This window comes from uncultured Roseibium sp. (assembly GCF_963675095.2).
Taxonomy (GTDB): Bacteria; Pseudomonadota; Alphaproteobacteria; order Rhizobiales; family Stappiaceae; genus Roseibium.
Map to the genome: position 1 here is coordinate 1 of NZ_CAXXSJ010000059.1, position 20,656 is coordinate 20,656.

18 protein-coding genes are annotated in these 20,656 nt (G+C 60.9%); 9 read left to right on the plus strand and 9 right to left on the minus strand.

What is annotated here, in order from left to right; translation table 11 throughout:
- From ABIN98_RS23450 to ABIN98_RS23465, 4 genes are all read right to left on the minus strand, one after another.
- On the minus strand, positions 1-340 hold a 340-nt coding region (locus ABIN98_RS23450; protein WP_346913692.1), incomplete at its 3' end, for a twin-arginine translocation signal domain-containing protein.
- A 30-nt stretch (positions 341-370) separates the two neighbouring features.
- A complete protein-coding gene (locus ABIN98_RS23455) occupies positions 371-766 on the minus strand; it encodes a VOC family protein (RefSeq protein WP_346913694.1) in 396 nt (131 codons plus the stop codon).
- 90 nt (positions 767-856) lie between these two features.
- Positions 857-1,171: a ribbon-helix-helix domain-containing protein gene (locus tag ABIN98_RS23460; protein ID WP_346913696.1), complete on the minus strand. Its 315-nt coding sequence runs from the start codon at positions 1,169-1,171 to the stop codon at positions 857-859.
- A 225-nt stretch (positions 1,172-1,396) separates the two neighbouring features.
- Positions 1,397-1,987: a VOC family protein gene (locus tag ABIN98_RS23465; RefSeq protein ID WP_346913698.1), complete on the minus strand. Its 591-nt coding sequence runs from the start codon at positions 1,985-1,987 to the stop codon at positions 1,397-1,399.
- 718 nt (positions 1,988-2,705) lie between these two features.
- Here ABIN98_RS23465 and ABIN98_RS23470 point away from each other — a divergent pair.
- Together ABIN98_RS23470 and ABIN98_RS23475 are read left to right on the plus strand one after the other, a co-directional pair.
- The gene (locus ABIN98_RS23470) at positions 2,706-4,712 is read left to right on the plus strand and encodes a HAMP domain-containing methyl-accepting chemotaxis protein (protein ID WP_346913700.1); all 2,007 of its coding nucleotides are present in this window, start codon (positions 2,706-2,708) and stop codon (positions 4,710-4,712) included.
- 158 nt (positions 4,713-4,870) lie between these two features.
- Complete coding sequence (locus tag ABIN98_RS23475) at positions 4,871-5,869, plus strand: DMT family transporter (protein WP_394701598.1); 999 nt, start codon at positions 4,871-4,873, stop codon at positions 5,867-5,869.
- Positions 5,870-5,903: 34 nt separating this feature from the next.
- Here the strand turns inward: ABIN98_RS23475 and ABIN98_RS23480 are convergent, their stop codons facing one another.
- From ABIN98_RS23480 to ade, 5 genes are all read right to left on the minus strand, one after another.
- A complete protein-coding gene (locus tag ABIN98_RS23480; RefSeq protein WP_346913704.1) occupies positions 5,904-6,332 on the minus strand; it encodes a nuclear transport factor 2 family protein in 429 nt (142 codons plus the stop codon).
- Between the two features lie 102 nt (positions 6,333-6,434).
- Positions 6,435-7,319, minus strand: coding sequence for a helix-turn-helix transcriptional regulator (locus ABIN98_RS23485; RefSeq protein WP_346913706.1), 885 nt, complete (start codon positions 7,317-7,319; stop codon positions 6,435-6,437).
- A gap of 80 nt (positions 7,320-7,399) precedes the next feature.
- Positions 7,400-9,061, minus strand: a complete 1,662-nt coding sequence (locus ABIN98_RS23490) for a long-chain fatty acid--CoA ligase (protein ID WP_346913708.1) — start codon at positions 9,059-9,061, stop codon at positions 7,400-7,402.
- A 218-nt stretch (positions 9,062-9,279) separates the two neighbouring features.
- Complete coding sequence (locus ABIN98_RS23495; RefSeq protein WP_346913710.1) at positions 9,280-10,437, minus strand: AAA family ATPase; 1,158 nt, start codon at positions 10,435-10,437, stop codon at positions 9,280-9,282.
- Entirely contained in the window at positions 10,434-12,158 is a 1,725-nt protein-coding gene (ade, locus tag ABIN98_RS23500; protein WP_394701599.1) for an adenine deaminase, read from the minus strand. Before ade ends, ABIN98_RS23495 begins: the two co-directional genes overlap by 4 nt.
- A gap of 369 nt (positions 12,159-12,527) precedes the next feature.
- Here ade and ABIN98_RS23505 point away from each other — a divergent pair, with 369 nt between their 5' ends.
- The 7 genes from ABIN98_RS23505 to ABIN98_RS23535 form a co-directional block, all read left to right on the plus strand.
- Positions 12,528-13,802 carry an ROK family protein gene (locus ABIN98_RS23505; RefSeq protein ID WP_346913712.1) on the plus strand — a complete coding sequence of 425 codons (1,275 nt, stop codon included), beginning with the start codon at positions 12,528-12,530 and terminating at the stop codon, positions 13,800-13,802.
- Positions 13,803-13,887: 85 nt separating this feature from the next.
- Positions 13,888-14,904 (plus strand): sugar ABC transporter substrate-binding protein, encoded by a 1,017-nt coding sequence (locus ABIN98_RS23510; RefSeq protein WP_346913714.1) that lies wholly within the window; start codon positions 13,888-13,890, stop codon positions 14,902-14,904.
- A gap of 114 nt (positions 14,905-15,018) precedes the next feature.
- Positions 15,019-16,101: an ABC transporter permease gene (locus ABIN98_RS23515; protein ID WP_346913716.1), complete on the plus strand. Its 1,083-nt coding sequence runs from the start codon at positions 15,019-15,021 to the stop codon at positions 16,099-16,101.
- Positions 16,101-16,874 carry an ATP-binding cassette domain-containing protein gene (locus ABIN98_RS23520; protein WP_346913718.1) on the plus strand — a complete coding sequence of 258 codons (774 nt, stop codon included), beginning with the start codon at positions 16,101-16,103 and terminating at the stop codon, positions 16,872-16,874. Before ABIN98_RS23515 ends, ABIN98_RS23520 begins: the two co-directional genes overlap by 1 nt.
- A gap of 73 nt (positions 16,875-16,947) precedes the next feature.
- On the plus strand, positions 16,948-17,892 hold the full coding sequence (locus ABIN98_RS23525) for a carbohydrate kinase (RefSeq protein ID WP_346913720.1): 945 nt from the start codon (positions 16,948-16,950) through the stop codon (positions 17,890-17,892).
- A 58-nt stretch (positions 17,893-17,950) separates the two neighbouring features.
- Complete coding sequence (gene zwf / locus ABIN98_RS23530) at positions 17,951-19,423, plus strand: glucose-6-phosphate dehydrogenase (protein WP_346913722.1); 1,473 nt, start codon at positions 17,951-17,953, stop codon at positions 19,421-19,423.
- Positions 19,424-19,466: 43 nt separating this feature from the next.
- Positions 19,467-20,656 (plus strand): dihydroxy-acid dehydratase (locus ABIN98_RS23535; RefSeq protein WP_346913724.1); only part of this gene is annotated, 1,190 nt, incomplete at its 3' end.

The following is a 20,656-nucleotide window of genomic DNA, read 5'->3' on the forward strand; positions in this document are numbered from 1 at the left end:
CCCAACCCGCCGCCAGATAGCCGGCATATCCCTTGCCGGCTGCCGCCGCATTCAGGGCGGCGATGCCCGCCTCGATCATCTGGGACTGATCGGCGTTGTCGTAACCCTTCACGGCGGCCGCATAGAATTGATCAGCAACATGATCGTGCGGATAGATGTCCCGCGCCATCTGGATCAGCGCCGCCATGGTGTCGGGCTTGATGTATTCGACCTCCATGGCCCAGGCAGCCGTCGACGCGGCGACGAACCCGGAACCGATGACAAAGGCCCCGCCGATTGCCGCGCTGCGGGCAAGCAGGTCCCTCCTCGTCATCTTGTGACGATCCAGTGTTGTTTTCATTGTTTCCTCCCTCATTCCGCGCGATGGCGGTTACCGGTAGCGGCCGTGCCGCTGCAGCACCTCGATCTGGTATCCGTCCGGGTCCTGGACGAAGAAGAAGCGCGCCAGCAGCGCGCCATCACGTTCAAATTCCACGATCTTGCGGGGAGAAAGGCCTTCGGCTTCGAACCGGGCATGCTCGCTGTCGAGATCCTCGACGCAGAAGGCCACGTGCCCGTAGCCGTCTCCGAGGTCATAAGGCTCCTCGCGTCCTTTATTGACGGTGAGCTCAATCTCGAAATCAGCGGAAGAGTTTTTCAGATAGACAAGGGTAAAGCTGTCGAAATCAAGCCGCTCGGAGACCTCCAGGCCAAAGGCCTTCTTGTAGAAGTCAACAGAGCGCACTTCATCAAGCACGCGAAACATCGCATGTATTACTTTAGCCAACTTTTCCTCCCAACAGACCGTCTTTGCGATCCTGAGGGAAGGATGCCCGAATATTTCAAAGGGTGGGTAGTATCAAAGTACTACACGTAATTATTCTGCGGCGATTGTTGCAATCGGCGCCATGGTATGTCGGACACGCACGATACAGGCGCACCGTAAAAGCGATGTGAAGTTCCGCGCTTCTCCATGCAATTCGAGCACTTCCGAATGCAGTTTCGAAACGAACGCCGGCGTCGTCAGCCCTTCTGCAGCGGCGATTTCATCGACAATCTGCCAAAAGGACCGCTCCAGTCTGATGCTGGTGCTTTGTCCATTGAGCCTGAGGCGGCGTGTTTCCGGTTCATAGTCAGCTGGGTCTTGCCCGGCAAAAATCTGACACATGTTCAGTCCTCCCCGGTATTTCAACGCCGTTAGCTTCCGTCGCCTGCAGAAAAAACTCAAGCAAAATCAATGCGAGGGACGGTTAAGACCCGGAAGCACTGACGAAAAACGCCCTTTTGTCTAGTTGTTTCAACATATTGCAAGCGGCCGAAAAACACATGTTCCTTCAGCGATAAAATCTTCGTTCCGATGTGACGTAGCACAAATAGCGAGAGATCTGGAAATGACCCTCCGCCGGCACTTCGGCCGTCACAGACTGCCGTAGGGGTTCTTTGGCGACCGGTCTTCGGACAGGCTGCGCCGCGTCGTGCGTGTCAGGTTCTCGATCGCATCGGCGAGATGGATTTCGGCGATATTGTAATCCCCGCGCGCGACGCGGATCTTGTGCGCCTCGATCATCACTTCCCCATAGGAAACCCCTGCCGGCGGCTCGAAACGATAGGATGCCAACTCGATCAGAAACCCGAGCGGGTCTTCGAAATAGATGGAATCCATGAAGCCGCGGTCTTTCGGCCCGCTGTGACGGATCCCGCGCTCGTCGAGCCTCTCAACCGTCTGTTTGAAGGTGGCCTGCGAGACGGACAGCGCCAGGTGATGAACGCAGCCGATGTCGGTCGGGGTCCTTTTGGGATCCGGTTTGCGGTCTTCATTTGTGAAAACCGTGATCAGTCGGCCATCGCCCGGATCGAAATAAAGATGGCTCTCGTTGGCATTGTCGAGGTTGGGTTGTTCGAACACGAAGGGCATACCCAGCAGACCTTCCCAGAAATCGATCGACGTCTGCCTGTCCGCTCCCACGAGCGTGATATGATGAACGCCCTGGCTCTGGATTTTCCTCATCGCGCATCCCCCTTTTGCATGCTGTCAGGCACCTCTCAGACCTCCCTGACCCATTCCGCCGGCAACACCGTTCAACCACCGGATGGTCCATCATCCGGACCTGAAGAGCATTTGGCCAGCCTTAATGGTCGAATGCATCCACACGCGTTTGATACAATCCGAAAATGATTCTTTTCGTTCGCCTGGATAGAAAATACGTGATCCAAAGTCCGCTCCGCCCTCCAAAGAGCACATTCTCGAAAAATAATAAGAAAATTTATTTCCTTCGCGCGCGCCCTGAGAAAGCACAATCTGCGCATTCATTCCTACGTCTTATTGCGTACATAATACCCACACGCTGAAACTCCTACAAAACCCAATTCTTGGAAATTTCACTCGAAATAACAACAACATACAAGCATCCCAGCTAGACGCCTTCCAAACCGCGCACAACCACGATCAGTGGTTGTGTGCATATATGAATAGTTTCACAACAAATATAAGATATTGAATTAGCAAAGAAAATAACGCTACGTGAAGTCGATTGCACGGCTCATATTTAACAATTCGTTAGGAATACTGGCGCCGAAATCATCCGGAGAGGTAGCACTGAATACAAGTGGGCCGCGCCGGATAAATGCACGAAGGTGACTTCCCAAGATTGTTCTTCGCGCGTGCTCGACGACCATTTCTTTGCCGCCTGCCGACTTAACAATGGTTCTGAAGGGCAGCTAAGGCCATGCTTAAACACATCAGCATTTCGACGAAGATTTTCGGAGGATTCGGCATTGTCCTGATCCTCCTCCTGATCATCAGCGCCACCGGCGGATTGAATCTGAGCAACGGCAACAACGACTTCTCCCGCTACCGGGCAATCGCCCTGCAGACCAATCAGGCCGGTCGGGTGCAGGCCAACCTCCTGGAAGCCAGGATGGCCGTCAAGAATTTCATCATCAATGCCACGGACGCGGCCATCTCAGACGTGAACGAGCGCATTTCAAAGACGCTCGAACTCAACAAGGAACTTGATGGTCTGGTGAACAGTCCGCAAAAGAAAGCCGTGGTGGCGAGCACCGGGGAAGGCCTGAGCAGGTACCTTGCCGGCTTCACGGAGGTGACGAAGCTCCAGGCGAAACGCAACGAACTTGTCATCAACAAGCTCGACGTCGTCGGCCCGCAGATCGAACAGAAGCTCACCGAAATCATGAAGGGCGCGAACAGTGAGGGGGATGCCAATACCGCCTTCAGGGCCGGAATGGTCCAGCGCAATCTTCTCCTGATGCGCCTCTATGCAACCAAATTCCTGGTCACCAATGAGGAAGCGGCCTACGACAGGGTGCTCGAAGAATCGGCGGCCATGGCCGATAATCAGCGCAACCTCGCATCTGCAGTCCGAAATTCCCGCTTCGGGAAAATCTCCGATGAAGTGGTCACCCTGCATCAAACCTACGAGGACACCTTCAAAGCGGTTCGCGACACGGTCAATGCGCGCAACGAGATCATTTCCGGCACGCTGGACACCATCGGACCCAAGGTTGCGACCGAGCTTGAGAACCTGAAACTGGCGATCAAGAAGGAGCAGGACACCCTCGGACCTGAGGCCAGCGCCGCGATGCAGCAGGCCGTCACCATCACCTACGGTGTCGCCGCCATTGCCGTTCTGCTGGGTTGCCTTGCGGCCTGGTTCATCGGAACGGGCATCTCACGCCCGATCAAGGCGATCACCGAAGCCATGAAGACTCTCGCCGGCGGCGACAAGACCCTCGACATCCCGGGACAGACCCACAGGGATGAAATCGGTGCCATGGCAGCCGCTGTCCAGGTCTTCAAGGACAACATGATCAAGGCGGACGAAATGGCGGCCCGGGAAGCCGAGGAAACCAAAGCACGTGCAGAACGGGCCCGCCGGATCGAACAGCTCACCCAGGATTTCGACACCAGCATATCGGAGATGCTCAATACCGTCGCCGGTGCCGCAACGGAGATGGAAAGCACGGCCGCATCCATGTCCAACATCGCCAACGACACCAACAGCCGCGCAACCACGGTCGCCAGCGCCGCGCAGCAGGCGTCCTCGAATGTCCAGACCGTTGCGACCGCGACCGAGGAACTGTCCAGTTCCATTCAGGAAATCTCCCGACAGGTCACCCAGTCTTCGGAATTCGCGGCCCGCGCGGTCGAACAGGCAAGCACCACCGATGCCCAGGTCCAGGGGCTTTCCATGGCCGCCCAGCGGATCGGTGAGGTTATCAGCCTGATTTCCGACATTGCCGAGCAAACCAATCTGCTCGCCCTGAACGCCACGATCGAAGCCGCGAGAGCGGGCGATGCCGGCAAGGGCTTCGCGGTCGTTGCCGCGGAGGTGAAGGAGCTGGCCAGCCAGACGGCAAAGGCCACCGAGGACATCAGCCAGCAGATCGGCAATATCCAGACCGAAACCGATGGCGCCGTCGCCGCGATCCAGTCGATTGGAGCCACGATCGCGGAAATCAACGAAGTCGCGGCAGGCATCGCTTCGGCGGTCGAAGAGCAGACTGCTGCGACCAGCGAGATCGCCCGCAACGTGGAACAGGCCGCGACCGGTACCGAGGAGGTGACCACCAACATTATCGAGGTGACCCGGGCAGCGAGCGAAACCGGAACGGCGGCCACCCAGGTGACCTCGACCGCCGGCGAACTCTCCAGCAAGGCGGAACAGCTCAAGAGCCAGGTGGAAACATTCCTGAGCGACGTCCGCTCGGCATAATTCGGCGAAAACCTGACAACTAGACAGGCGGGGCCGGTTTCCGGGCCCGCCTTTGTTTTGTCTCCCGGACGTCCCCTCTTTCGGAACCGGCGAAAACCGTTATGATCGGGTCACTCCCGCCCTCCTGTCGCGCCACGTCAACAACAAGGATCCCAATGATGGACAAGGCGCCAGACAAAGCGCCAGCGGACAGTTCCGCCCCCAATTCAGCCGACAGCCCGGGTCACGGCTCCCGGTTCCGCCTGCCGATCTGGGACGACCTTCCCCCCAATACCATCGGCGCCTTGTGGATCCTGGCGGCGGCCTTCCTTTTCACCATCATGGCGACCTTCATCAAGATCGCCGGGGAGAACATTTCGGTGTTCCAGATCCTGGCCATTCGCCAGCTTGTGATGGTGGTCATCGTGGCACCGAAGATCCTGCGGGGCCTGCCGACCTCTCTTGCGACCCACCGTCCGGATTTGCAGGTCGCACGCGTGATCTTCGCGACCATTGCCATGCTCTGCGGCTTCACCGCGCTCATCAAACTGCCGCTGGCGGACGCCACTGCGCTGGGGTTTTCGAAAACCTTCTTCATAACGATCTTCGCGATCTTCTTTCTGGGCGAGCAGGTCGGCATTCACCGCTGGGGGGCGACGATCGTCGGCTTCATCGGCGTGCTTTTGATGCTTCGGCCGGAAGGAACCGGGTTCGTCGACCCTTATGCCGCGCTCGCCATCCTGGGCGCGGCCGGCGCCGGGATCGTTATGATCATCCTGCGCATCCTGACGCGAACGGATTCCCCGACCACCATCCTGACCTACCAGGCCCTGCTGGTCGGCCTCTTGATGATCGGCCCCGCCATCTACACCTGGCACACGCCGACCCTTGAACAATGGGGCATCCTGATCATGGTCGGGGTCGTCGCCTGGGCTTCTCAGATGTGCAATATCAAGGCCTTCCGGGCCGGCGAGGCCACGGCCATCGCCTCGCTCGATTATACGAGGCTTCTCTATGCCGCGGTCATAGGTATCGTCGTTTTCGGCAACTGGCCAAGCGTTGAAACGCTCATCGGCGCCGCGATCATCATCGGCGCCTCGCTTTACACCGTCCGCCGCGAAGCCAAGCGCGGCCGCCAGCTTGCCCGCACCGCCGAAGGACGCGGCTACAACAACTAGCTCGATATTCGAAGTTAGATTCTTGGCCCCAGGGTCAGGGCATATCCGCGATCGAATGCCACCAGATGCGCACTTCTTCGGCACGGCCGTCAGGCGCGAATTCGGCTTTCAGCAAGCCGTCAAGCGTCAGTCGCGGCAGCGGGTCGCCGGGCTTGCGATCCGGCAGTCCCGTCCCCGTGGACGCAGCCCAGATCCGGAACAATTCCTCTGAGGCGACCTGATAGCTGACATGCCAATGCCCGATCCCGCCGCGTGGCGTCTCCGCAAGGACTTCATAGGTCAGGGCGATATCGCGTTGCAATTCGATCCGGGCCCAATAGGCAGCCAGTTCCTCTGCCCCGGTCTGAACCTGGAAAGGTGTGTTCCAGTAACGTCCGCCATCGACGAAAAGCGCGGCAAACCCGTGCTTGTCCTGACCTTCCCAGACCCGTTTATATGCCGCCATGAAATCATGGATGCCCATGCCGTCTCCCATCCCTATCGTTTTTCGTGTAGCGCGGTTTATTGCAGTGTGCCTGTGTTGGCGGAGCCCTCACTGGCTATTGAGCCTCAATAGAAAGGCGGGTCAGTAACCGTTGAAGTGCACCTTGCCCAGGTCGGAGATGTCATAACCTCCAAGCTGCGCGGCCTTGTTGACGAAGGCCTCGCTCCGCGCAAAGCTCAGCAGTTTCTGGAACGCAGGTTCGAAATACTCCCGCCTCAGGACGACAAGGTCGAACCGCTCTGTGCAAACCGGAACAAAGTCCAGCCGGCTCTGGTGCGCAGCACTTTCAAGCCCGAAGGCGACATCCGCCTCGCCGCCGAAGACAGCCTGGGCGGCCTCCCGCTCATCACGCACGAGCGGTCCGTCGATGATTGCGGCCTCAAGATTGTTGCCGGCCTCTGCGACCAGTTTCTGCAACAGGACATATGTTCCCGCGGCCTGCTGCCGCTGGGCCAGGCGCTTGCCTGCCAGATCGGCAACGCTTGAGATCCGCGCCGGATTTCCCGCAGGAACGATGAACCCCCTGTTGCGCTTCGCCCATTCGATCAGCACGACCGATTTGAAAGCGAACTGGCTTGCGACCGCCTCAATGTTCCAGTCGTCGTCCTCGTTGTCGGGAACATGGACACCGGCCGCCACACCTTCCCTGCGGGCCAAACGCTCGATGCCGTCCAGCGACCCGTCGAACAGGCTGGCAAGTCCGCAGCCGGATTCACGCAGCGCCCACTCAAGCAGAAGGTCATGGCTGCCGAGAACGACGGCAGGGCGTTCCTGTCCTTCGTCCGCGGCATCTCCCGCCCGGTCGATCCAGGCAAGCACGGCATCGCGTGGAAACAGAAGCTTCCCCGTGGCACGGCTGTGCGGCACCTCGCCGGCCGCGGCCAGGTCGTAAACCTTGCGTTCCTTGACCCGGATAAGGTCGGCGAGTTCACGGGTCGTCAGATAGGGCGGAAGATCCTGCAACATTTTTTCGCTCACAGTGTTTTTTATAATCGGTAGCGACAAGCCGCTCGGAAAACAACCCAATTGGGGTCCTCTGCCAAGGATCAGCTCGCGTTCCCTTCCCGCTTTACCATTTCTTCTTCCACGAGTTCCTTCTTCGACAATTTGCCGACCATCGTCTTCGGCAACTCGGTGCGGAATTCATACTCCCTAGGAAGTTCGATCGCGGAAAGCTGGTCCTTGAGAAATGTCGCCAGCTCCTCCTCGGTCAGGTCGTACCCTTCCTTGAGCTTCACGAACGCCTTCGGCGACTGCCCCCGATAGGCGTCCGGAATACCGATCACGATCACTTCCGCCACCGCCTCATGCAGGTAGATCGCTTCCTCCACGACACGGGGATAGACGTTGAAACCGGAACACAGGATCAGGTCCTTGATCCGATCGACGAGGTAGATGAACCCGTCCGGATCGACATAGCCGACATCGCCGGTATGCAGAAAACCGTCCGTCTCGATGGTCTCCTCGGTGGCGTCCGGCCTTTTCCAGTAGCCCTTCATGACCTGCGGCCCCTGAAGGCAGAGCTCGCCCTTCTCTCCGTCGGACAAAACCCTGGTGCGATCCTCGATGCTGCAGAAACGCGCGGTCGTTCCCGGCAGCAGCGTGCCGATGGAACCGGCCTTGCCCGTCCCGTCGAGCGGGTTGACGGCTGCAACCGGCGACGTCTCGGTGAGCCCGTAGCCTTCGGCCAGAATGCACCCGGTCAGCGTCTCGAACTTCTGCTTGACCTCGACCGGCAGCGGCGCACCACCGGAAATACATACCCGGACGCTGCTGAGATCGTATTTTGCAGTCAGCGGCGAGTTGTTGATCGCCGTGTAGAGCGTCGGCACCCCTGGAAACAGGGTCACCTTCTTCCGCTTGATCACATTCAACAGCGATTTCAGGTCGAACCTCGGCTGCAACACCATTTCCGCGCCGAGGATGACTGCGAGGTTCTGTCCCACAGTCATGGCGAACACATGGAAGAAGGGCAGGACGCAGAGCAGTTTTTCCTCGCCCTTTTTCGCCATCTCGAAAACACAGCGCATCTGTTCCATGTTGGCGGACAGATTGCGATGGGTCAGCATCGCGCCCTTGGGAACTCCCGTCGTGCCGCCGGTATATTGCAGAACGGCGATCGCCGTATCCGGGTCAATGTCGACCGGCTGCGGCCGACCGGCGCCTTTGATCAGATCCTCGAAACGGATATGGGTTGTCCCATCCGGGATCACTGCCACTTCCTTGCGTTTCAGCAGTTTGAAGGCGATGCTCTTGACCTTCGGCAGGCAGGACGACATGGAACAGACGATGACCGTGTCGAGCGCCCCTTCAGCACGGACAGCCTCGACCGTGTCGAAGATCATCTTCAGGTCGAGCGTGACCATGATCTTCACGTCCGCGTCCCGGGCCTGGAACTCGATCTCCCGCTTGACGTAGAGCGGGTTGAAATTGACCACCGAGCCGCCGGCTTTCAGGATCGCGAAATAAAAGATGGTGTAATAGGGCGTGTTGGGAAGGCACAGGCCGACGTGCACGCCCGGCTTCACCCCGATCGCCTGCAGACCGGCCGCGGTCCTGTCGACCAGCGCTCCCAGTTCCGCATAGCTCCACATTCGTCCCAGAAAATCGATCGCCGGCCGGTCTCCCAGGTCTCTGACCGTGTCCTCCAGATAGTCGTGCACAAGACGAGGCGAAAACGCGCTCCTCCACTCCTCCGCAGTCGTCATGACCTACTCCAGATCGTTTTTCTTTTTGCACCCGAGGAGCCGCGAAAGACATATGCGAACGACGTATGAACGGCTTCCCCCTCGCCGCTTATTCTCCGTTGTTCCTGCCTGTTGCCTACCAAGCGGATGTCGGCCTGCGGGCCGCGTATTTGAATTGGACACAACCTTCTATGGACGTCAACTCACGTCCAAACGTCAGCCGCGTCGATCTTTGCGCATTATCTCTTCGGCCAGTTCCAGACGGGCTCCTCCGCCACGTCCGTCACCGTTTCCCCCAGTTCCTTCCTCAGCTCGTAACGCAGGCAGCCCGAAAGGCCGGAAATCGGCTCGACCAGATCCCGGGCATGGGAAACGAGAATGATCTGGGTCTTTTCCGCAGCCCTGGCAATCAGCCGGGCAAGCGGGTCCAGCAGCTTCGGATGCAGACTGGTTTCCGGCTCATTGAGCACCAGCAGCGGCGGCGGGCGCGGCGTCAACAACAAGGCGGTCAGAAGCAGGTAGCGCAGCGTTCCGTCCGATAGTTCGCTGGTCCGCAACGGCCTGAGCAGGCCGCGCTGATACATCAGAACCTCGAACAGCCCGTCTGTCACCTGGATTTCAATCTCAGACCCCGGGAACGCATCATCGATGGACTCGGCGAGCAACTCGGCATCGCCAATTTCCTGGATAGTACGCAAGGCAGCCGCGAGATCCCCGCCGTCGGCGGATAGGGCCGTCGTCCGGGTTCCCACCCGCGGCATCCGCGCCGGGGCGTCCACATCGGTGCGCAGATGGTCGTAAAACCGCCAGCCGCGCATGCGGTCCCGCATGACCAGCAGCTCCAGCGCGTTCTGCGGGTCCGCCGCATGGGTCATCATGCTGTCGAAGCTTGCCAGGGTCTGCATCACCGGCACCCGGTGTCCGGCCTGGTTCAGAACCCGCACCGACGGACCGGATCGGGCGGCGATCTCGTTGGACCGCCGCAAGGCCTCGCCGGCCCAAAGCACCTCCGCCTTGATTTCAGGATCGTGATTGAAAAACGAGGTGCTGTCGGTGACGGGCAGGCCGAGGTCGATGGCATAGCCGTAGTCCTCGTCGGCAAAGCCGAGTTTCAGGCTGACCAAGTCCTGACGACGGGTACCCTGGATCGGCACCTCCCCGCGCTTCATCGCTCGCGAGATCGTTTCCGGCCCGGCCCAAAGCGTCGACTGCAGCCCGCCTTCCCGTGCCAACGAGGCAATCGCCTGCCCCTGGGCCACGTCGCCGAGCAGACGGATGGCCCGGTAAAGGCTCGACTTGCCGCTGCCGTTTGGACCCGTGATCACCGTGATCCGGTCCAGCGGCAGGACCAGATTGCGCAGCGACCGGTATCCGGAAACGGCAAGGGTCAGAATCATGCCGGCTCAATCAGCTCGAACTTGTCCACGTCGAACATCCCGAAATCGGTGATCTTGAGATGGGGGATGACCGGAAGCGGCAGGAAGGCGACCTGCAGGAAGGGCTCCGGCAAGGTGCAGCCGAGATCCTTCGCCGCCTGACGCAGATTTTCCAGCGCATGGCGGACCGTCTCGAACGGCTCGAGGCTCATCAGTCCGGCAACCGGCAGCGCCAGTTCGGCCTGGACCCCGTCATCGTCGGCGACGACGAAACCGCCATGGAGATCTATGACCCGGTTGACCGCATGGGCCATCGCCGCCTCGCTGGCGCCGACAACGCAAATATTGTGACTGTCATGGCCGACGGATGACGCGATCGCGCCCGCCTTCATGCCGAAGCCCTTGACGAAGCCCTTGCCGATATTGCCGGTTCCCTTGTGCCGTTCGACGACGGCGACCTTCAGCACGTCCGCATCGAGATCGATCTGCGCCTGTCCGTTTTCAACCGGAAGCGCATGCTTGAGATGTTCGGTGATGATCCGCCCGGGCACCACGCCGATAACATCGCCCTCGCGGTTCGCGGCCCGGATCTCGAAAGACGTTGCCTGCACCTTGTCCGCCTTGACGCTCGTCAGCCCGACCGGGGCGACGATTTTCCGGCCGGCAAAGAGGTCGTCGGTCACAGGCCGTCCACCACTGACGACCGATGCCACCCGGCAATCCTCGAAATCGTCGAGCAGGACCAGATCCGCCCGCCGGCCCGGCGCGATCAGGCCGCGGTCTTTAAGCCCGAAGGCATTGGCCGCCGACCAGCTTGCCGCGCGGTAGGCATCGAGCGGCCGGATCCCCTTGGCGATGAGCCGCCGGATCATGCTGTCGAGATGACCTTCCTCGGCAATGTCCAGCGGATTCCGGTCGTCGGTGCAAAGGGCGACGAAGGCGGACACATCCGGCTGCAGGATCGGGTAAAGCGCTTCCAGGTCCTTGGAGACGGAGCCCTCGCGGATCAGGATGTTCATGCCCTTGGAAAGTTTTTCCAAGGCTTCTTCTGCGGTTGTTGCCTCATGGTCGGTGCGGATACCGGCCGCCAGATAGCCGTTGAGTGCCAGTCCCGACAGGAGCGGTGCATGGCCGTCGATATGGCCGTCCTGAAAGGCGGCAAGTTTCGCCAGCACCTTCGGATCGCGCGCCAGTACGCCCGGGAAATTCATGAACTCCGCCAGGCCGATCACCTTGGGATGATCCTTGAACGGCAACAGGTCCTCGATTTCAAGGCAGGCCCCCGAGGTCTCGAAGGCGGTTGCCGGGACGCAGGACGACAGGTTGACCCTGAGGTCCATCACCGTTTCCAGCGAGCTGTCCAGGAAATAGCGGATACCTTCGCTACCGAGCACATTGGCGATCTCGTGCGGATCGCAGATCGCCGTCGTCACGCCGTGAGGCAGCACGCAGCGGTCGAACTCGAACGGCGTGACCAGGGAAGATTCCACGTGCAGATGGGTGTCGATGAACCCCGGCACCACGACGCGCCCCTCCGCGTCGACCGTGCGGGCCGCCTCATAGGAGCCGTAGGTCCCGACGATCCGGTCGCCGACGATCGCGATGTCGCTTTCGGTGAGCGAGCCGTCCAGAACGCTGAAGATCCGGGTATTCCTGATGACGAGGTCGGCAGGTTCCTCACCGGATCCGGCGGCGATCGCCCGAGCCAGAAAATCGCTATTGTGGTCCATATCAGCGGCCATGGTGGTCTCCAAAGAATCGGGAAGCCGCAGCTTCGTCTCTTATCAGTCTATCGGACGATCCGGCGTGCCGACAACGCCGCTGCACGCCTTCGGACCGCTTTGAAGAAACAGGTCCCGACCTGTCCAAAACGCCGCCGTGAACACGGTCCATCTGCCGAAACACTGGATTTCAGGCAAGTCCGCCATAAATCCTGACGTAGCGAAAACAATACTTTACAATAACTTACCGCATTGCATTAAAAAGATTGAGGAGCGAATTGACATTTAAAATTGACAGAAAACAGCCAATTACTAATAATTAAATCAAGAATAATTAATAGCATCGAACTGAAATTGACCGCCACCAGGCGGCACCCGGGAGGAAAGGCCTTGAACAAGCAGGGTCAAAGCGGACGCGGATCGAACTCCGCGCAATTGCGCCAATACAACGAACGCATCGTTCTGCTGATGCTTCGGCGTGCCGGCAGCGCGTCCAAGGCCGATCTCGCCCGCGCCACGAAACTGACCAATGCGGCTGTCGGCGGCATCATCCAGACCCTGATCGAAGACGGATTGATCATCGAAAGCGGCAAGCGCCATGGCGGCAGCCGTGGCCAGCCGGCGACGCTCCTGACACTGGCACCGCGCGGCGCTTTCGGCTTCGGTGTCAGGATCGACCGCACCAATCTGGAAGTCGTCCTGCTCGACTTCGAAGGCAAGGTCATTGGGCGACGCGCCCATGACATGATCCTGCCACCGCCCGCCAAGGCCCTGGAGATCATCCGCAGCGATCTCGATAGCCTGAAATCCTTGCTGAGCGGGGAAGAACAGGCCCGCATCGCCGGGATCGGCGTTGCCCAGCCCTTCAACCTGGGCGCATGGCTCCACGAACTCGGCCTGCCGCCCGCAAGTTTCCGCGAGTGGGACGATTTCGATATTACGGAAGCGTTGCGGGAGGCCACCGACCTCCCCGTATTCCACGAGAACGACGGCACGGCGGCGGCCGTCGCGGAACTCTTCTACGGCCATGGCCGGACACACGACAACTTCCTCTATCTCTTTTTGGGTCCGGCGATCGGCGGCGGCCTGATCCTGTCCGGCGATGTCGTGCGCGGTGTCAGCGGCAATGCTGGCGACGTTGCCATGATGCCGGTGCCGCCGAGCCGGCTGTCAACGGCGCCGGAGCCAAAGAAACAATGGGATCTGCTTCTGACCCGCGCCTCTCTGGTGTCGCTTGCCCGCCACCTGTCGCCGGAAAATTTCGCGTCGCTCAGCCGCCTGGACCTTCAGGACGCGGTCGAGCGCAACGACCCGACGGCCGATGAATGGATGGCTGACTGCATCGACGCGCTCGCGCCATCGCTCGGCGCCGCCTATGCCCTGCTCGACATGCCGCTCGTCATCATCGACAGCGACCTCGACGGAATTTTCGCCGAACGGCTGACGAAAGGGCTGGCCAGGGCACTGAAGGAAGCCGCACCGGAAGCCCGCAACACGCCCGACCTGCTGTTCGGCAGCTTCCATCAGGATGCCGGCGCGATCGGTGCCGCCAGCCTGCCGATGTTCTTCAACTTTTCGCCGCGCGCGGCGATCCTGACCGGCAACCGGCCGGGAGGTTCCGCCGGCGCGGCCTTCCGGAACGAAGAGGCCGGCGCATTGGCCTGAGACGTACGGCCAGAGAAACTCGGCTCGGGTCAGGTCTGGCCAAATCCGAACCGTAAAATCAACACACGGCCAGGGAGGAAACGAAATGATCCGTAAACTGCTCGCAACAGGTTCCGTCCTCGCGGTCATGGCGGCCGCACCCGCCGCCGCCGCTGACATCTCCGCCTGCCTGATCACCAAGACCGACACCAACCCCTTCTTCGTCAAGATGAAAGAAGGCGCTTCGGCGAAGGCCGAGGAACTCGGCATCGATCTGAAGACCTACGCAGGCAAGATCGACGGCGATCATGAGACCCAGGTCGCCGCCATTGAGACCTGCATCGCCGACGGCGCAAAAGGCATTCTGCTGACCGCATCCGACACCTCCTCGATCGTGTCATCGGTTCAGCAGGCGCGCGACGCGGGTCTTCTGGTGATCGCGCTCGACACGCCACTCGATCCGATCAATGCGGCGGACGCCACCTTCGCCACCGACAATTTCAAGGCCGGTGAACTGATCGGCAAATGGGCCGCCGCCACGCTCGGCTCTGACGCCGCCGATGCCAAGATCGCCATGCTCGACCTGGGCGTCAGCCAGCCGACCGTCGGCGTGCTGCGCGACCAGGGCTTCCTGCAGGGCTTCGGCATCGATCTCGGCGACCCGAACAAGTGGGGTGACGAAACCGATCCGCGTATCGTCGGCAACGACGTGACCGCCGGCAACGAGGAAGGCGGTCGCAAGGCCATGGAAAACCTGCTCGCCAAGGATCCGATGATCAACGTGGTCTACACGATCAACGAACCGGCCGCGGCCGGCGCCTATGAAGCGCTCAAGGCCATCGGCCGCGAAAACGACGTTCTGATCGTCTCCGTCGACGGCGGCTGCCCCGGCGTTGCCAACGTCAAGGACGGCGTCATCGGTGCCACCTCGCAGCAATATCCGCTGCTGATGGCCTCCAAGGGCATTGAGGCGATTGCCGAATACGCCAAGAGCGGCGCCAAGCCTGAGCCGAGCCCGGGCAAGGACTTCTTCGACACCGGCGTCGCGCTCGTAACCGACAAGCCGGCCGACGGTGTCCCGTCCATCGATACCGCCGAAGGCACGAAGCTCTGCTGGGGTTGATCGAAACCCGCCGGAAACGGCAAGCTCTTCTTGGGGGCGGCTCAGCCGCCCTCGAGTTCAAAGGGCCCGGAGAGGCTCTCAAGAACGAAGAAAAATCCGTGGGAGGATAAAGGGATGACTTCGAGCAACCAGTCGGCCACCAATGCGGCGGCCTATGAGGCCGCTGCCGCGGCCAGCCCCCAGCAGGTGGCCGCTTTCGACGATCACCGTCACGGCCTGCTACACAAGGTTCAGCACGCTTTGCACATGACACCATCGCTGGTGCCACTGATCGTACTGCTCTTGTCCATGCTCGTCTTCGGCATCCTGCTCGGCACGAAGTTTTTCTCGCCTTTCGCCCTGACCCTGATCCTGCAGCAGGTGCAGATCGTCGGCATTGTCGCCGCAGCCCAGAGCCTCGTCATCCTGACGGCCGGGATCGACCTGTCCGTCGGCGCGATCATGGTCCTCTCATCCGTGGTCATGGGACAGTTCGCCTTCCGCTACGGTGTACCGGTGCCGGTCGCGGTCCTCGCCGGCCTGCTCTGCGGCTCGATCTGCGGCTATATCAACGGCTGGCTCGTCGCCGCGATGAAGCTGCCGCCGTTCATCGTCACCCTCGGCATGTGGCAGATCGTTCTGGCGACCAATTTCCTCTATTCCGCCAACGAGACCATTCGCGCCCAGGAAATTGCAGAGCAGGCCCCCCTGCTCCAGTTCTTCGGCAACAAGGTCAACATCGGCGGTACGATCTTCACCTATGGCGTGATCTTCATGGTGCTTCTGGTCATTGTGCTCGCCTATTGCCTGCGCCACACCGCCTGGGGCCGTCATGTCTATGCCGTCGGCGACGATCCGGAAGCGGCCGCCCTCTCCGGCGTTCAGGTGAAGAAGACCCTGATCTCCGTTTACGTGCTGTCCGGCCTGATCTGCGCCTTTGCGGGCTGGGCCCTGATCGGGCGCATAGGCTCCGTGTCGCCGACATCCGGCCAACTGGCGAACATTGAATCCATTACCGCGGTCGTGATCGGCGGCATCTCCCTCTTCGGCGGCCGAGGCTCGATCCTGGGAACCCTGTTCGGCGCCCTGATCGTCGGCGTCTTCACCCTTGGCCTGCGTCTGCTCGGCGCCGACGCGCAATGGACCTACCTGCTCATCGGCGTGCTCATCATCGCCGCCGTTGCCGTGGACCAGTGGATCAGAAAGGTGTCAGTCTGATGGAACCTCTTCTCAAAGGCCGCAATCTCGTCAAGCGCTACGGCCGCGTGACTGCCCTCGATCATTGCGATTTCGATCTGATGCCGGGGGAGATCCTGGCCGTGATCGGCGACAACGGTGCGGGCAAAAGCACCCTGATCAAGGCGATTTCCGGTGCGGTCGTTCCCGATGAAGGCGAAATCCACCTGGATGGCAAACGGATCCATTTCACGTCGCCGATCCAGGCCCGCGAAGCCGGCATCGAAACCGTGTACCAGACGCTCGCCATGTCGCCGGCACTCTCCATCGCCGACAACATGTTCATGGGCCGGGAGATCCGCAAACCCGGTTTCCGGGGCAAGTGGCTGCGCCAGCTCGACCGCCGCAAGATGGAAGAGATGGCGCGCGAAAAACTCACAGAACTCGGCCTGATGACCATCCAGAACATCAACCAGGCGGTGGAAACCCTGTCCGGCGGCCAGCGTCAGGGGGTCGCCGTCGCGCGCGCGGCGGCCTTCGGCTCGAAGGTGGTCATCATGGACGAACCGACCGCAGCACTCGGCGTCAAGGAAAGCCGTCGCGTGCTCGAACTGATCAAGGACGTAAAAGCACGTGGGCTCCCCATCATCCTCATAAGCCATAATATGCCCCACGTCTTTGAAGTGGCCGATCGCATTCATATTCACCGGCTCGGAAAACGGGCGGCTGTCATCAAGCCGCAGGATTTTTCCATGGCCGATGCGGTCGCCATCATGACCGGGGCCATGGCTCCACCCGAAGGGCTTGCAGCATAACACTGCTCAAAGCCCCCTCCCGACGGGCCGGCATCTCCAAACGATCGCCGGCCCGTAACCTTGGAAGAACCCGATGATCCTGATTTGCGGCGAAGCACTCTTCGACATGTTCGCCTCCGACCTCACGCGCGATCCTGTCACCTTTGAAGCCTATGTCGGCGGCTCGCCCTTCAATGTGGCGATCGGCCTGGCCCGTCTCGGCGAGGATGTCGCCTTCTTCGGAGGCATCTCGACCGACCTGCTTGGCGAGAAACTGATCGGCAAGTTACGCTCTGAAAGCGTAATAACCGACCACGTCTGCCGTCCGGCAGCCCTGACCACCCTGAGTGTCGTGCAAAAGGACGCAAACGGCATTCCGGCTTATACCTTCTACGGCGAAGGTGCTGCCGATCGCATGGTCACCGAGGCCGACCTGCCGACAGGGATCCGCGACCTCTCCATCCTGCATGTCGGCTCCTATTCCGCCCTCGTCGAACCGGTGGCCTCGTCCCTGAAAACGCTGATCGGCCGGGAGAAGCCGAACTGCCTGATCGCCTTCGATCCGAACATCCGCCCGACGGTCGTCGCCGATCTCGACCTTTGGCGGAAGAACACCGAAGAGATTGCCAGCCTCGCCGACATCATCAAGGTCAGCGACGAGGATCTCGCTCTGATCTACCCGGACAGGGAGCCTGCCGAGATCGCGCGGTACTGGCTAGAGCTGGGCGCAGGGCTTGTCATCGTCACTGTCGGTGCCAAGGGTGCGGAAGCCTTCACCCGGGATCTTCACGTGGACGTGTCCGGCAGGGCCGTCACCGTCATCGACACCGTCGGTGCGGGCGATACCTTCCAGGCGGCGCTGCTGTCCGGGCTTGTTGCACGCAATATCATCACCCGGAATGCCCTGGAGGGTCTTGACCATGCTGCACTGCATGAGATTGTCTTGAAGGCGGTCAATGCCTCGGCGCTGACCTGCACCAGACAGGGCGCGGACCTGCCTTCGCGGGACGACGTCCTCCGGTTTGAAAACAGTTGCTGACAAGAAAATTAAATCGATTTAAAAAGCAGTCGAAAACACCAGAATTGGGGATCTTTTCATGGCGGCACGTTTCCTGGAAGTCGACGATTTCGACCTCGTGGTCTTCGGGGCCTCGGGCGATCTGGCACACCGCAAACTGATCCCCGCGCTTTACCACCGCGACTGCGACGGCCAGATGCCGGAGAACGCGCGCATCGTCTGCAGCGCCCGGCGCGACTACTCCCATGAAGACTACCGCGAATGGGCCAGTCTGGCGCTGAAGGAACATGTTTCCGACATCGACGAGACCCACCTAGACCGCTTCCTGAACCGCATCTACTACGTGAAGATCGACATCGGCAGCGGCGAAGGCTTCGACGACCTGAAGACGATCCTGAACGAACGCCCCGATGTAATCCGCGCCTTTTATCTCGCCGTCGGTCCCGACCTGTTCGCCACGATCTGCGAGAAGATCGGCAAGGCGGGACTCGTCACCGACCACACGCGCGTCGTGATCGAAAAACCGATCGGCAAGGACGGCGCCTCCGCCAAGGTCCTGAACGACACGGTCGGCGCCGTCTTCGACGAACATCAGATCTTCCGTATCGACCATTATCTGGGCAAGGAAACGGTGCAAAACCTGATGGCATTGCGCTTCGCCAATGCCCTGTTCGAACCGCTTTGGAACGCTGCCCATATCGATCACGTCCAGATCACCGTGGCGGAATCCCTCGGCGTCGGTGGACGGGCCGGCTACTATGACACCGCAGGCGCCCTGCGAGACATGGTCCAGAACCACATTCTCCAGCTGCTCTGCCTCGTCGCCATGGAACCGCCGGAATCCATGGACGCCGACAGCGTCCGCGACGAGAAACTGAAAGTCCTCAAGGCGCTTGCCCCGATCACCGAACAGAATTCGGACAAGGTCACCGTCCGCGGCCAGTATCGGGCGGGTGCCTCGGCCGGCGGCGCCGTACCGGGCTATCTGGAAGAACTCGGCGACGAGACCAGCACCACGGAAACCTTCGTCGCGCTGAAGGCGGAAATCGCCAACTGGCGCTGGGCGGGCGTTCCCTTCTATCTGCGCACCGGCAAGCGGCTTGCACAGCGGGTCTCGGAAATCGTGGTCCAGTTCCGGCCGATCCCCCACTCCATCTTCGACGAGGAAGCCGGGACCATCTCGGCCAACCGTCTGATCATCCGCCTGCAGCCCGATGAAGGCGTGCAGATGAAGGTCATGATCAAGGACCCGGGTCCGGGCGGCATGCGCTTGCGCCAGGTTCCCCTCGACATGAGCTTTGCCGAGGCTTTCAAGATCCGCAATCCGGATGCCTATGAACGGCTGATCATGGACGTAATCCGCGGCAACCAGACCTTGTTCATGCGCCGCGACGAGGTGGACGCCGCCTGGGGCTGGGTCGACCCGATCCTGGAGGCCTGGGCGAATTCCAAGGACACGCCGCGCGGCTATACCGCCGGCACATGGGGGCCGTCGGCTTCCATTGCGCTTGTCGAACGCGACGGGCGCACCTGGGCCGAGGACGGTCTTTAAACCCTAAGCCCGCCGTTTTGAACACGCGATCGAGGAACCAGCCATGACGACCATTCAAACCCGCGTCGGCGAAGTCACCGAACGCATCGTAAAACGCAGCCATGACGGCCGGTCCCGGTATCTAGACCGGATCCGTGCCGCCGCCGACAAGGGACCGCATCGCTCCCGCCTGTCCTGCGGCAACCTCGCGCACGGCTTTGCCGCCTGCGGTCCGTCCGACAAACAGGCGTTGTCCGGTGACGTGGTGCCGAACCTCGGCATCATCACCGCCTATAACGACATGCTGTCTGCCCATCAGCCCTACGAGCATTTTCCCGACCTGATTCGTCAGGCCGCACATGAAGTGGGCGCCGTTGCCCAGGTCGCCGGCGGCGTGCCGGCCATGTGCGACGGCGTCACCCAGGGCCAGGACGGCATGGAACTGTCGCTGTTTTCCCGCGACGTGATCGCCATGGCGGCGGCCGTGGGCCTGTCCCACCAGATGTTCGACGCCGCGGTGTTCCTAGGGATCTGCGACAAGATCGTGCCCGGACTGGTGATTGCCGCCCTCTCCTTCGGCCATCTGCCGGTGGTCTTCATTCCCGCCGGCCCGATGACGACCGGCATTTCCAACGACGAAAAGGCGAAGATCCGCCAGCTCTACGCCGAAGGCAAGGTCGGCCGGGATGCGCTCCTGGAATCGGAGTCCAAGGCCTATCACGGGCCGGGCACCTGCACCTTCTACGGCACCGCCAATTCCAACCAGATGCTGATGGAGATCATGGGGCTGCACATGCCCGGTGCCTCCTTCGTCAATCCGGGCACGCCCTTGCGCGACGCCCTGACCCGCGAAGCCGCCAAACGGGCGCTCGCCATCACCGCCCTCGGCAACGAGTTCACCCCCGTCGGCGAGGTGATCGACGAAAAGGCCATCGTCAACGGCGTCGTCGGCCTCCATGCCACCGGCGGCTCCACCAACCACACCATGCATCTGCTCGCCATGGCGGCCACCGCCGGCATCCGGCTGACCTGGGACGACATTTCCGATCTCTCCGACGTGGTGCCGCTTCTGGCCCGCGTCTATCCGAACGGCAAGTCCGATGTGAACCATTTCCAGGCCGCAGGTGGTCTGGGCTTCCTGATCAAGGAACTGCTCTCCGACGGGTATCTGCACCAGGACGTCAAGACGGTCCATGGCACGGATCTCATCGGCTACACGGTCGAAGCCAAACTCGATGGCGACGGCAACGTCCG

Bases quoted from the DNA above. Each gene is read 5' to 3' on its own strand.
- ABIN98_RS23465 (WP_346913698.1), bottom strand. From the start codon at position 1,987: ATGAGGAAAATCCAGAGCCAGGGCGTTCATCATATCACGCTCGTGGGA.
- ABIN98_RS23470 (WP_346913700.1), top strand. From the start codon at position 2,706: ATGCTTAAACACATCAGCATTTCGACGAAGATTTTCGGAGGATTCGGC.
- ABIN98_RS23475 (WP_394701598.1), top strand. From the start codon at position 4,871: ATGGACAAGGCGCCAGACAAAGCGCCAGCGGACAGTTCCGCCCCCAAT.
- ABIN98_RS23480 (WP_346913704.1), bottom strand. From the start codon at position 6,332: ATGGGCATCCATGATTTCATGGCGGCATATAAACGGGTCTGGGAAGGT.
- ABIN98_RS23485 (WP_346913706.1), bottom strand. From the start codon at position 7,319: ATGTTGCAGGATCTTCCGCCCTATCTGACGACCCGTGAACTCGCCGAC.
- ABIN98_RS23490 (WP_346913708.1), bottom strand. From the start codon at position 9,061: ATGACGACTGCGGAGGAGTGGAGGAGCGCGTTTTCGCCTCGTCTTGTG.
- ABIN98_RS23495 (WP_346913710.1), bottom strand. From the start codon at position 10,437: ATGATTCTGACCCTTGCCGTTTCCGGATACCGGTCGCTGCGCAATCTG.
- ade (WP_394701599.1), bottom strand. From the start codon at position 12,158: ATGGCCGCTGATATGGACCACAATAGCGATTTTCTGGCTCGGGCGATC.
- ABIN98_RS23510 (WP_346913714.1), top strand. From the start codon at position 13,888: ATGATCCGTAAACTGCTCGCAACAGGTTCCGTCCTCGCGGTCATGGCG.
- ABIN98_RS23515 (WP_346913716.1), top strand. From the start codon at position 15,019: ATGACTTCGAGCAACCAGTCGGCCACCAATGCGGCGGCCTATGAGGCC.
- ABIN98_RS23520 (WP_346913718.1), top strand. From the start codon at position 16,101: ATGGAACCTCTTCTCAAAGGCCGCAATCTCGTCAAGCGCTACGGCCGC.
- ABIN98_RS23525 (WP_346913720.1), top strand. From the start codon at position 16,948: ATGATCCTGATTTGCGGCGAAGCACTCTTCGACATGTTCGCCTCCGAC.
- zwf (WP_346913722.1), top strand. From the start codon at position 17,951: ATGGCGGCACGTTTCCTGGAAGTCGACGATTTCGACCTCGTGGTCTTC.